This is a genomic window from Sphingomonas flavalba, from assembly GCF_004796535.1.
GTDB lineage: Bacteria > Pseudomonadota > Alphaproteobacteria > Sphingomonadales > Sphingomonadaceae > Sphingomonas_L > Sphingomonas_L flavalba.
Genome location: NZ_SPHY01000026.1, coordinates 1 through 11652 on the forward strand (window position 1 = coordinate 1; position 11652 = coordinate 11652).

An 11652-nucleotide genomic window follows, 5' to 3' on the forward strand; every position below is an offset into this window, starting at 1 on the left:
CGGTATCGTTAGGACTCGTCGGCTTCAGGCGGAAACGGCACCGGCCCGCTCCCCCACCCGGCCTCCCGACGGCAGTATCATTTGGGAGGCCGGGTGGGGGAGCGGGCCGGTGCCGCTTGAACAGGAAAGACTCTGGACGGCTACGGCCAGCTCGGGAACCACATCCAGTCGCGGAACGCCTGGGCATCGGGCAACGGCGCGGCTGAGATGATCGGGTGGAAATAGACGAACAGCGCGGCTGCCACCGCCAGGAACAGCGCGGCGACGCGGCCCGAGCGCATCTGGTGGAACGCGCCGGCCAGCGCGATGCTGAGCAGCAGCGCCGGCAGATAATAATAATAGTAGAATCCGATCTTCTTCGGGATGACGATCCAAACCCCGATCGCGAACAGGTAGCCGCCCGCCGCCCACAGCAGCGGGGCTGAACGCGCCTTCAGCCCCCACCACAGGCAGGCGGTGACGGCGATCAGCCCGCCCCACATCACCGCCGGGTTGCCGAGCAGGATGACGCCGCGCTGCGCGCCGTCGTCGACCTCATAGAAATACCAGATCGGCCGGCCGATCAGCGGCCATTGCCACCACTGGCTCATGTAGGTGTGGGCCGCGAGCGGCTTGGTCTGCTCACCATAGATGAACAGTTGATAGCTGATCAGCTCGCGCAGCCGGAGCGGATGGTCGGCATAGCCGAGCGCCGGGGCGAAGGTGGCGAAATAGGCGGCGAGCGCCGGCACGCCGATCCACAATGCCGGCGTCCAGCGTCCGGCGCCGCGGAACGCCGCCGGGTTGCGGAATTGCGCGATCGCGGCGGCGGCGCAGGCGAGCGCGACATAAGGGATCGCCGTCCATTTGCAGCCGACCGCCAGCCCCAGGCAGAGGCCGGCGCCGAACAGCCGCGGCCGCGCGTCGCCCTCTGCCCGCCACGCCCAGAGCGTCAGCGCGATGCCGGCGGTCAGGAAGGCGCCCATGAACACGTCGAGCATCGCGATCCGCGCCTGGATGAACAGCATCTGGTCGAGCAGCGCGATCACGGCGGCGGTGGTCGCGGCCCGCCGGTCCCGGAACAGCGCCAGCGCGATCGCGAACAGCGAAACCATCGTCGCGGTGCCGGCCAGCGTGCTCAACACCCGCCAGCCGAACGGCGTGTCGCCGAACAGCGCCATCGACAGGCCGATCAGCCATTTGGCGAACAGCGGATGCTCGACATTGGTCGGGCCGACCATGCCGTAGGTGGTGCGCCCGGCCGGAACGTAATAGGTTTCGTCGAACATCAGCCTGGCTGGGTGGCCAAGATCCCACAGGAACAGCGCCTCGGCGAGCAGTGCCAGCAGCAGCACCAGTTCCAGCACACTGCGCCCCGCCAGCCATGCGACCGTCCGATCCAGCATCCGCAACCTCGTTCTCCGCCCGCCTGCGCCTTGTCGGCGGCTTTGCCGAAAAAGAGAAGGGGGTGAGTGTACCGACGCACGGAATGGCGATCGGCCGCTAGCGACGGTACGGATCGCCCAAGGAAATATTACTTGTCGCGATGATTGACCTGTGCCGCCGCTCCACTGCAAAGGCGGGGGCCATGAAGCGCACGACCGGCCAGGACCGCAGCATCACCCGCCACTGGCGCCCCGCAACCCAGGCGGTGCGTGGCGGCACCGCGCGATCGGAATGGGGCGAGACGTCGGAAGCGCTGTTCCTCAATTCCGGCTACAGCTACGACAATGCGGAGGAGGCGGCCGCCCGCTTTGCCGGCACCGAAACCGGCATGACCTATTCGCGCCTGCAGAACCCGACGGTGGAGATGCTGGAACAGCGTATCGCCCTGCTCGACGGGGCGGAGGCGGCGCGTTGCATGGCGAGCGGCATGGCGGCGATGACCGCGGCGCTGCTCTGCCAGTTGTCGCAGGGCGACCATATCGTCGCCGCGCGGACAATGTTCGGTTCCTGCCGCTGGCTGACCGACACGCTACTGCCGCGCTTCGGCGTCGGCGTGACGATCGTCGACGGGCCGGATACCCAGGCCTGGGCCGACGCGGTCCGGCCGGAAACCCGGCTGTTCTTCTTCGAAACGCCGGCGAACCCGACGCTGGACATCGTCGATCTGGCGGCGGTCTGCGCGATCGCGCGGGAACGTGGGCTGGTCAGCGTCGTCGACAATGCCTTTGCCACCGCCGCGTTGCAGCGGCCGATCGATTTCGGCGCCGACGTCGTCGCCTATTCGGCGACCAAGATGATGGACGGGCAGGGGCGGGTGCTGGCCGGCGCAGTCTGCGGGTCGGAGGATTTCATCCAGAACACGCTGCTGCCCTTCACCCGCAACACCGGGCCGACGCTGAGCGCGTTCAACGCCTGGGTGGTGCTGAAGGGGCTGGAGACGCTTGACCTGCGCGTCGCGCGGCAGAGCGAGAACGCGCTGACGGTCGCCACCTTCCTCGCCGGGCGGGTGCCGGGCCTGCTCTACCCCGGTCTGGCCAGCCACCCGCAGCACGCGCTGGCAATGCGCCAGATGCGGCTCGGCGGAACGGTGATGGTGCTGCGGCTGGACGGCGGCCGGCCACAGGCGCACGGCCTGCTCAACGCGCTGGCGCTGATCGACATATCGAACAATCTCGGCGATACCCGCTCGCTGATGACCCATCCCTGCTCCACCACCCACAGCGGCCTCGCCGCCGATGTCCGTGAGGCGATGGGCATCGGCGAGGGGATGCTGCGTTTCCATGTCGGGCTTGAGGACCCTCAGGACCTGATCGACGATCTCGATCAGGCGTTGCGGGCCGTCGGCCTGTGAAGGCGCTGTTCCCCCATGTCGCGACAACGCGCGGGGTGACGGTGCGGGTCGCGGTCAGTTTCCTGCCGGAGCAGGCGGAGCCGGCGCGGGGGCGGTGGTTCTGGTCCTACCACATCCGCATCGAGAATGACGGGCCGCAGGCGGTGCAGTTGCTGACCCGGCACTGGATCATCACCGACGGGCGCGGCGCCCGACATGAGGTGCAGGGCGATGGCGTCGTCGGTGAACAGCCGATGATCGCGCCAGGCCGGTCCTACGACTATGTGTCCGGCTGTCCGCTGGCGACGCCGACCGGCCAGATGGTCGGCTATTACGGCATGATCGCGGAGGACGGCGGCACCTTCGATATCGCGATACCGCGCTTTCCGCTGGTCGCGCCGGCGGTGGCGCAATGAAGCGGACCCACCTGCCGCTGAACGGCCTGCGTGTGCTCGACGCGGCGGCGCGACACCTGTCCTTCACCCGCGCGGCGGATGAGCTGGCGGTGACGCCGGCGGCGGTCGGCCAACAGATCCGCGCGCTGGAGGATACGCTGGGCACCGTGTTATTCCGCCGCACCGCCAAGGGGCTTGAGCTGACGCCGGAAGGCGAGGCCGGGCTGGATGCGCTGCGCGCCGGCTTCCTGAATTTCGAGGAGGCGGTGCGGGCGATGCAGGCCGGCCAGACCTCCAAGTCGCTGACCATCGCGGCGCCGCGCGACCTGACCGCCAAATGGCTGGCACCCCGGCTTGCCGCCTATGCCGCGACCGACCCGGATCTGCGCTTCCACCTGATCGCCGCCGATACCGCGATCGATTTCACCGAGGCCAACCTCGATTGCGCGATCCTGCTGCTCGATGGACCGGGCGAGCACGAAGGGGTGGCGTTGGCGGCGCCCGACTTCGTCGCCGTCGGCCGCCCCGATGGCGCCACCGGGCGAATCGAATGGCCAGGCTGCCCGCGCGGCGAGAGCGAAGCGGCGCCGGCGCTGAAGGTCGCCGATGCCGGGCTGGCCATCGACGCGGCGGCGGCCGGCTTCGGCGTCGCTCATGTTCCGGCGCTGCTCGCCGAGGGCGATCTGGCGGCCGGGCGGGTCGCGGCGGTTGGCGCGCCGCAGGGCGGCGGCGCCGGCTACTGGCTGATCGCGCCGACGCCGCAGTGGCGGCAGAAGAAGGTCAAGGCGTTGGCCGCCGCTCTCGCCGGGGCCTGATCTCAGGGCGCAGCATCGCCCGCCCGCGCCGCGATCGGCCTGGCATGGGTGACCAGCGTTGTCAGCAGCTTGCCCGGTTCCTCGCTGGTGATGTGGTGGCCGGAACGCTCGAACCATATCAGCCGCTTGGACGGTGCCTTGACCGCGGCGAACCATTCGGCGGCGACCTCGCTCGACACGTTGATGTCGTGGCGGCCGAGCAGCAGGATCAGCGGCACTTTCAGCGTGCGGATCGTCGACAGGTCGGTGGTCAGGACTTTCGGCAGCAGCGCCTGGGTGACGGCGGCCTGGCCCTTGAACGCGTTGCGGACATCCGCGTCGCTGTATTCCGGGGCGAGGGCGAAGGCCGCCGCCTCGAAATCGCCGCCGGGCCGCCGCCACGCCGCGCCGCCATAATGGCCGAGCCATTTGCGCTGGACCATGATCGCCTCGACCGGGATCGGGCCCGGCCCAGCGGCGTAGGGGGCGATCGCCTGGAGCGCGCGGACCGCCTCCGCATTGTTGTCGGCCTTCGCCCTGGCCATCGTCCACGCCCAGCCGCGCCGCTCGCTTTCCGGGCCGTTGGTCACCTGGCCCATGCCGATATAGGCGTGCAGCCATTCCGGATGGGCGGCGGCCAGCCGTAGGCCGAGCATGCTGCCCCAGCTATGGCCGATGACGAACAGCTTGCGCTTGCCGAAACGCTTTAACGCCCACTGGACGACTTCTTCGGCGTCGCGCTGGAAGCGTTCGGGGGTCAGGAGCGCCGGATCGTTCGGGCCGCTGGCGGTGTAGGTCTTGCCGGCGTTGCGCTGGTCCCAGTGGATGACGGTGAAATATTCGTCCCAGCCGCGGTCCCACCACCAGTCCAGCGGCATTTCGACGAAGCCGGGGCCGCCGTGCAGATAGAGGATGACGGGGTTGCGCAGATCCTGGCTGCGGATCGACACGACCTGATCGATGCCGCCGATCGGAATCGTCTCGACTGCCTGCAAGCCGTTCGGGCTGACGATCTGGCGCAGGCCGGCGATGATCCTGACCGCGTCCGCCCGACTGTGCGGGCCGACCGGGGCCTGCGCCGCCACCGGGGCGTCCGTCACCGCCGCAAGAGCCAGCAAAGCCGCATATCCGCGCATGGCGTTCCTCCTCGCTCACCGCTCGCTTCCTGGACGATAGGCGATGGCGGCGGCGGGATAAACCCGAGGGGGCGGTAGGGCGCGCGGGCATGAAAAAAGGGGCGGCCCGAAGACCGCCCCTTCTTTTTCCCCCGATCGTTGGATCAGGCGAGGACCGTGCGCGCGGTCCTGCGGCTGCGCCGCATCGCGCCACCGATCAGGCCGAAGCCGCCGAGCAGCATCGCCCAGGTCGCCGGCTCCGGAACCGCCGCGCCGACCGCATAGGTGTCGGTCTCGAACGCGAAGCCGTTCGAGTGGAGGCGGAAGCCGGTGATGTAGTCGCCGCCGTCAGCGGTGAAGTTCACGCGCATGTTCGACGTGTAGTTGCTCTGGTTGCCGTCGGCGTTGGTCGGCGTCGGCAGGGCGCTGCCGGCCCAGCTGCCGATGACGTTGCCGTTGGCGCCCAGAACCTCGACGGTGTTGTAGCCGTCGATCGAGCCCCAGTAGAAGCTGGCGGAGAAGTAGCCGCCGCCCAGCAGGATGTCGGCAACGCCGGTCGATGCCGGGTTCGGGACGCTGAGATAGCTCTCACCCGCCGGGGTGCCGGCCGGCGCCGCGCTCTCACCCGTGCCCGGCGCGACGAAGATCGTGTAGCTGCCGGTCAGGTTGCCGGCGGTCGGCGACGCGCCGTCGAAGTCATAGAGCAGGGTCTGGCCGAGGCCGGCATAGCCGACGTCGACACCCGGGTTGACGCCATTGGTATGCGTCGTGACGGTCACGCCCGCCATGGCCGGGGCAGCGAGGACCGCAAGGCCAGCTGCAGCGGCGAGAAGATATGCTTTCATGGTCTACCCCTTCACACTCGGTTACGCGCTTCGATGAATCGCCCACCCGGACTCACTGCGCAGGCTGTGATAGTACTAACAAACCGCTAACCTTGTCCTGTACGAATGCGACGTTTCGCAGAGGAATCTGCACGATTCACGGGTCGAATCGGGACGGATCGTCTCTTAACGGGACATTTTCCGGTCCGGCGGCGGGGATCAGGCGCTCAGGCGTCGATCGCCTCGCCGTCGAGTCGCGCCGCGTTGTCCTGGATGAACTGGAAACGGTGTTCCGGGTTTCTCCCCATCAGCCGCTCGACCAGATCGCGCACCCCGGCGCGCTGTTCGTATTCGCGCGGCAGGACGATGCGGATCAGGCTGCGCGTTGCCGGGGCCATCGTCGTCTCGCGCAATTGCTGGGGATTCATCTCGCCCAGGCCCTTGAACCGGCTGACTTCGACCTTGCGGCCCTTGAACAGCGTTTCCTCCAGCTCGGCGCGGTGGGCGTCGTCGCGGGCATAGGCGCTCTTGCTGCCGGCGGCGAGGCGGTAGAGCGGTGGCCGCGCTAGGTAGAGGTGGCCGCGCCGCACCAGTTCCGGCATCTCCTGGAAGAAGAATGTCATCAGCAGCGTCGCGATATGGGCGCCGTCGACATCGGCGTCGGTCATGATGACGACGCGTTCGTAGCGCAGCCCTTCCGGCACGAAGCGGTCGCGGATGCCGCAGCCGAGCGCCTGGGTCAGGTCGGCGATCTCCTGATTGGCGGAAATCTTGGCGCTGTTGGCGGAGGCGACGTTCAATATCTTGCCGCGGATCGGCAGTACCGCCTGCGTCTTGCGGTCGCGCGCCTGCTTGGCGGAGCCGCCGGCGCTGTCGCCCTCGACGATGAAGATCTCGGTCCCCGCCGGGTCGTCGGCGGAACAGTCGGTCAGCTTGCCGGGCAGGCGCAGCTTGCGGGCGGAGGTGGCGGTCTTGCGCTTGACCTCGCGCTCGGCCCGGCGTTTCAGCCGGTCCTCCATCCGGTCCAGCACGAAGCCGAGCAGGGCCCGCCCCCGGTCCATGTCGCTGGCGAGGAAATGGTCGAAATGGTCGCGCACCGCCGCCTCGACCAGCCGCGCCGCTTCCGGGCTGGTCAGCCGGTCCTTGGTCTGGCTCTGGAATTGCGGGTCGCGGATGAACACGCTCAGCATCAGCTCGTCGCCGTTCATCACATCCTCGGCGGACAGGTCCTTGGCCTTCTTCTGGCCGACCAGCTCGCCGAACGCGCGCAGGCCCCGGGTCAGCGCCGCGCGCAGCCCCGCCTCATGGGTGCCGCCGTCCGGGGTCGGGATGGTGTTGCAGTACCAGCGATAGCTGCCCTCGCTCCACAGCGGCCAGGCGACCGCCCATTCGGCGCGGCCGCGCCCGTCCGGGAAATCCTGCGCGCCGGAGAAGAATTCGGTCGTCGCACATTCGCGCCCGGCCAACTGCTCGCGCAGATGATCGGCGAGGCCGCCGGGGAACTGGAACACAGCCTCGGCCGGCGTCTCGTCGGCAATCAGCTCCGGCGCGCAGCGCCAGCGGATCTCGACCCCGGCGAACAGATAGGCCTTGGACAGCGCCATCCGGTGCAGCCGCGCGGGACGGAATTTCAGATCGCCGAAAATCTCCGGGTCGGGGACGAAGCTGACGGTGGTGCCGCGCCGGTTCTGGGTCGCGCCCAGCGATTCCAGCGGCCCCTGCGTCACGCCGCGGGCGAAGCGCTGGCGGAACAGCTCGCGGTTGCGGGCGACCTCGACCACCGTTTCAGCCGACAGCGCGTTGACGACGCTGACGCCTACGCCATGGAGCCCGCCCGACGTCGCATAGGCCTTGCCGGCGAACTTGCCGCCGGAATGCAGCGTCGACATGATGACTTCGAGCGCGGACTTGCCGGGAAATTTCGGGTGCGGGTCAATCGGGATGCCGCGCCCGTTGTCGAAAATCGTCACCCGGTTGCCGACATCCAGGCTGACCTCGATGCGGGTGGCGTGGCCGGCGACCGCCTCGTCCATTGCATTGTCCAGCACCTCCGCCGCCAGGTGGTGCAGCGCGCGCTCGTCGGTGCCGCCGACATACATGCCCGGCCGCCGCCGCACCGGCTCCAGTCCTTCCAGCACCTCGATCGCGGAGGCGTCGTAGCTGTCGGAAACGGGGGCACTGGCGGCGAACAGGTCATCGGACATGGCGCTGCTATAGGGACGGGGCGCCGCCGGTGACAAGCGGTGGATCGGATCGGCTGGTCGCGCGTTCGGGCGGGCAGTAGTGTAGCGTATGCGTTTCCCGTTTCGTGGCGGGTCAGGCGACCAGCGCCGGCCGTCCGCAGCGAACTCCTTCGATGCGGACGTCGGCCTGGCCCAGCCTGATGCCGACCAGGTCGGTCACCATACCCAGCAACTGGTCGACCGGCCCGGCCGCCGTGGCGAGCGCGCCGCCCACCGCCGCGCCGACCCCGCCCAGCCCGATCGGCAGGCCGATCAGCTGCACGTCCAGCTTTATGGCGCGGATCAGCGACGCGGCCAGCCCGGCGGCCAGGTCGTTGGTGGAAACGGTAAGCGGGCGGTGGCTGGCAATATCGGCGGCGGAAAAGTTGAGCCGCTGCCAGCCGACCCCGCCCAGGTCGACGCGCGCCTGCCCGTGCACCTTGACCAGCGCCAGGTCGACCAGCGTCGCCGGCCCTTCGGCCAGCGGCGTCTGGTGATCGCCCAGCCGCGTCGGATCGATGTCGGCGACCGACGCGTGGCCGATGCTCGGCCGCACGTCGAGCGCAAGGGTCTGTCCAGCCGATCCGCCGCCGCAGCCGATGTCAGCCAGCTTCGCCTCGGCGCTCGCCAGCTCGATGTAGAGCGGCAGGCGGACGCGGCCGATGCCGGCGATGCCCGGCGTCTTCGCCTCGACATAGACGCGGGTCTGCGCGGTGCGGACGATCGGCTCGCCATGGTCGGTGACGGTCAGCCAGGGCGAATTGGCCGGTCGTTCGCCGGCCGCGATCCACAGGCTGGTGTCGAACAGGCCGGGGATGCCGGCGCCCAGGTCCAGCTTCACCTGCCGGCCGCCGGCCGCCAGTTCGAGCAGCGCGCGGGTGAAGCCATAGGCGTTCATGTCGGCGGCGCCGCTGCCGCCCCGGCTGTCCTGCGCGCCATAGGGACCGGGGTCGATCAGCCGCGACAGCGTGACCGCCTGCCCCGGCACCCGCGCCGCGATCTGGCGGGCGGCGGCCGCGGCGGTGGCGTCCCCTTGCGCGCCGAGGGCATCGCCGAGGGCGCCGAACAATTGCGGCAGCGTCACTTCGCTGGCCAGCAGCTCCGCGAAGCTGAGGCCGGTCAGGTGCAGCCGCGTCGCCAGCGCGTCGGAAAAGCGCAGCAGCCCCAGGTCGGCGCCGAGCAGCGCGTTGTAGTCCATGACGCTCAGCTGCAGGTCGATGCCGGCCAGTTGGGACAGATATTGCCCCGCCAGCCCCCCGTCGACCGCCGCCAGCCGGCTGCCGATCGAGAAGCTGGCGAGCCGGGCGCGGGCGGCGGTGGCACTGCGCGCGATCGGCACGCGGTTCTCCGTCATCCACGCCAGCGCGAAATAAGCCGGGGCGGTGGCGCTGAGCGTGACCTTCACCGCGTCCGGCGATCCGCTGGCGGCGGTGAAGCGCTGGCCCGGTGCCACCGCGTCGTCGAAGCGGTAGTGGCCGGGGGTGACGGCGACCGCCACTGGGCCGTCCCAGCCGCTGGCGGCCGCTGCGGCGCGCGCCGCAGCGGCCGGGTCCGACAGGTTCTGCGCGGCGGCGATCGCGGCGGCGTCGGCGGCGCCTTGCAGCGCGCGCGTACGCACCCAGATCGATCCGAGGTCGACGGCGAAGGCGGCGCAGCCGAGCGCCATCAGCATCGCTCCGGCGCCGATCATCGTCACGCTGGCGGCGCGGTCGCGGAGCAGGACGCGCATCACAGGCCGCCCTTGCGGACCACGGCGGTGCGGCGGATCACCGGGCCGGCGATCGGCGCGAAGCCCAGACGGAACAGCATCTGGTCCGACGCGTCATAGGTGATCCGCACCGTAACGTAATCGCCCCGGTCGGTGACGCCGACCTGCATCCGCGCGAGGTCGACCGCCAGCCCGTCGCGCGCCTCCGCCACCGCCGCGCCGGTGGCCAGCGTCGTCCGCTCGGCCGCGGTCAGCCCGGCGATCGTCGCGCGGGCGGCATCGTTGGCCAACTGCTGCATCGAATGGGCGAGGTAGAAATAGTTGCCGCCGGCGAGGATGCCGAACAGCAGCGTCGACAGGATGGGCAGCAGCAGCGCGAATTCGATCAGCGCGGTGCCGGCGATGGCGCGTCGCGACGGGCGCCGGCGGGTGGGGCGGGGGAACGGCATGGCGCGCCTCTGCGGTTCGTTGACGATGCCGCCACTATCGCGCGCGGACGGTAGTCAATTCGCTCCGCCGCAATTTGCGGAAAAGCCGGTAAAACCTCCATTTTCGAGTGATGTAGTGCTGTCTGCTCCGGCGCGGACCAGACTGGCGCCGAAGCCCTAATGCCGGGCGGCGGCGGGCCGTCTTCCCCTGTGTGACTTGCGCAGAGCGCGCGGATTGATGGGAGAATCGATGATGGACCCGCAGCGGATGACGATGGCGACGGCGGCGGAAGTGTGCCGCAATTTCGGCCTGTGGCAGGACCGGGCGATGCGCGGGCCGGTGACCGTCACTAACCACGGCCGGCCGAAGACAGTATTGCTGTCGATCGACGATTTCGGGCGTGAGCGGCCGGGCGGGGGCGACGGCCGCCACATGGTGCCGCCGGTGATGCTCGACCAGATGGCGCAGGGTTACGTGACCCTCGACGAACAGTTGCTCGTCACCGGCGCCAACCGCGCCGCCCAGCAGCGGTTGCAGCGGGCGGAGGCGGAGCTAATCGGCCTACGTCTGGCCGATCTCTACCCGGAACTGACCGCGGCGGTGCTGACCCGCCTGCTGAAACGGGTGTTGCAGACCGGCGAACCGGCCAGCGTCGAGGCGCCGTCCGGCCGGCTGGCGGGGGAATCGCTGCGCATCGACGCGTTCCGCCATGACGGCGGCGTCGGCTATCTGACCACCCGCATCGACGAGGATGTCGCCGCGCGGGCGCTTGCCGCCGACCATGACGCGCTGGTCGCGGCGATGGCGGTGCATGGCGAGGCGGGCACGGCACGGCTGACCCCGCGCGGTACCTTCGCCGCCGTCGACGATACGCTGCTGGCGATGCTCGGCTTCGAATCGATCCAGATCGTCCATGCCCGGCTGTCGGACGTGGTGCCGGTCGCCCGTCGCGTCGCGGTCAACGAGGCGATCGAACGGGTGCTGACCGGCGGCGACGCCCGCGTCCTCGACCTCGAACTGCTCGGTCGCGGCGGCGAGGAGCATCGGATGACGATCGCCCTTGCCGCGACCCGCAGCGGCTTCACCATTGACGGCATGCTGCTGCTGGCGACGCCGGTCCGGCATTAGAGTTTGTCCGCTTGAAGCGGAATTGGCACCAGCCCGCGCCCCCACCCGGCCTCCCACATGATACTGCCGTTGGGAGGCCGGGTGGGGGAGCGGGCGAAAGCGCCCAAGGTTCCGGCGATACGCAGCATCGTTGGAAAGGTGCTGGAGGGTGGTGCCGCCTAGGCTCAGGACCCATTGATGTGAGAGGCTCGATCTGATTCAGGCTCCGTAAGGAGACTGAGCATGAGCGACCTGTACTGGCTGAGTGACGAGCAGATGGATCGTCTGCGGCCCTATTTCCCC

Annotated in this window: 10 protein-coding genes; 4 read left to right on the forward strand and 6 right to left on the reverse strand. The window is 69.5% G+C overall.

Annotation, left to right across the window (positions count from 1 at the left end):
* Positions 1-140: 140 nt before the first annotated feature.
* Positions 141-1385 carry a glycosyltransferase family 39 protein gene (locus E4A53_RS14195; protein ID WP_136163772.1) on the reverse strand — a complete coding sequence of 415 codons (1245 nt, stop codon included), beginning with the start codon at positions 1383-1385 and terminating at the stop codon, positions 141-143.
* A 182-nt stretch (positions 1386-1567) separates the two neighbouring features.
* Between E4A53_RS14195 and E4A53_RS14200 the strand changes: the two genes are divergently transcribed.
* The 3 genes from E4A53_RS14200 to E4A53_RS14210 are packed head-to-tail and all read left to right on the forward strand — an operon-like array spanning position 1568 to position 3965.
* Complete coding sequence (locus E4A53_RS14200) at positions 1568-2776, forward strand: trans-sulfuration enzyme family protein (RefSeq protein ID WP_136163773.1); 1209 nt, start codon at positions 1568-1570, stop codon at positions 2774-2776.
* Positions 2773-3171 (forward strand): Co2+/Mg2+ efflux protein ApaG, encoded by a 399-nt coding sequence (gene apaG, locus E4A53_RS14205; RefSeq protein ID WP_136163774.1) that lies wholly within the window; start codon positions 2773-2775, stop codon positions 3169-3171. The genes E4A53_RS14200 and apaG overlap by 4 nt, the downstream gene beginning before the upstream one ends.
* Complete coding sequence (locus E4A53_RS14210; RefSeq protein WP_136163775.1) at positions 3168-3965, forward strand: LysR family transcriptional regulator; 798 nt, start codon at positions 3168-3170, stop codon at positions 3963-3965. The genes apaG and E4A53_RS14210 overlap by 4 nt, the downstream gene beginning before the upstream one ends.
* Positions 3966-3967: 2 nt before the next feature.
* On the opposite strand, the gene E4A53_RS14215 is transcribed toward E4A53_RS14210, so the two are convergent.
* The 5 genes from E4A53_RS14215 to E4A53_RS14235 form a co-directional block, all read right to left on the reverse strand.
* Positions 3968-5080, reverse strand: a complete 1113-nt coding sequence (locus tag E4A53_RS14215) for an alpha/beta fold hydrolase (RefSeq protein ID WP_136163776.1) — start codon at positions 5078-5080, stop codon at positions 3968-3970.
* A gap of 143 nt (positions 5081-5223) precedes the next feature.
* Positions 5224-5904, reverse strand: a complete 681-nt coding sequence (locus tag E4A53_RS14965) for an Npun_F0296 family exosortase-dependent surface protein (RefSeq protein ID WP_239018319.1) — start codon at positions 5902-5904, stop codon at positions 5224-5226.
* A gap of 206 nt (positions 5905-6110) precedes the next feature.
* Entirely contained in the window at positions 6111-8087 is a 1977-nt protein-coding gene (gene parE / locus E4A53_RS14225; RefSeq protein WP_136163777.1) for a DNA topoisomerase IV subunit B, read from the reverse strand.
* A gap of 112 nt (positions 8088-8199) precedes the next feature.
* Positions 8200-9834 carry a TadG family pilus assembly protein gene (locus E4A53_RS14230; protein WP_136163778.1) on the reverse strand — a complete coding sequence of 545 codons (1635 nt, stop codon included), beginning with the start codon at positions 9832-9834 and terminating at the stop codon, positions 8200-8202.
* Positions 9834-10262, reverse strand: a complete 429-nt coding sequence (locus E4A53_RS14235; RefSeq protein ID WP_136163779.1) for a TadE/TadG family type IV pilus assembly protein — start codon at positions 10260-10262, stop codon at positions 9834-9836. The genes E4A53_RS14230 and E4A53_RS14235 overlap by 1 nt, the downstream gene beginning before the upstream one ends.
* A 229-nt stretch (positions 10263-10491) precedes the next feature.
* On the opposite strand from E4A53_RS14235, the gene E4A53_RS14240 reads away from it, so the two are divergent.
* Positions 10492-11370, forward strand: a complete 879-nt coding sequence (locus tag E4A53_RS14240; RefSeq protein ID WP_168694400.1) for a type II toxin-antitoxin system prevent-host-death family antitoxin — start codon at positions 10492-10494, stop codon at positions 11368-11370.
* The last annotated feature ends 282 nt before the right edge of the window (positions 11371-11652 follow it).

Bases quoted from the DNA above. Each gene is read 5' to 3' on its own strand.
- E4A53_RS14965 (WP_239018319.1), bottom strand. From the start codon at position 5,904: ATGAAAGCATATCTTCTCGCCGCTGCAGCTGGCCTTGCGGTCCTCGCT.
- E4A53_RS14230 (WP_136163778.1), bottom strand. From the start codon at position 9,834: ATGCGCGTCCTGCTCCGCGACCGCGCCGCCAGCGTGACGATGATCGGC.
- E4A53_RS14195 (WP_136163772.1), bottom strand. From the start codon at position 1,385: ATGCTGGATCGGACGGTCGCATGGCTGGCGGGGCGCAGTGTGCTGGAA.
- E4A53_RS14200 (WP_136163773.1), top strand. From the start codon at position 1,568: ATGAAGCGCACGACCGGCCAGGACCGCAGCATCACCCGCCACTGGCGC.
- E4A53_RS14215 (WP_136163776.1), bottom strand. From the start codon at position 5,080: ATGCGCGGATATGCGGCTTTGCTGGCTCTTGCGGCGGTGACGGACGCC.
- E4A53_RS14210 (WP_136163775.1), top strand. From the start codon at position 3,168: ATGAAGCGGACCCACCTGCCGCTGAACGGCCTGCGTGTGCTCGACGCG.
- E4A53_RS14240 (WP_168694400.1), top strand. From the start codon at position 10,492: ATGATGGACCCGCAGCGGATGACGATGGCGACGGCGGCGGAAGTGTGC.
- E4A53_RS14235 (WP_136163779.1), bottom strand. From the start codon at position 10,262: ATGCCGTTCCCCCGCCCCACCCGCCGGCGCCCGTCGCGACGCGCCATC.
- parE (WP_136163777.1), bottom strand. From the start codon at position 8,087: ATGTCCGATGACCTGTTCGCCGCCAGTGCCCCCGTTTCCGACAGCTAC.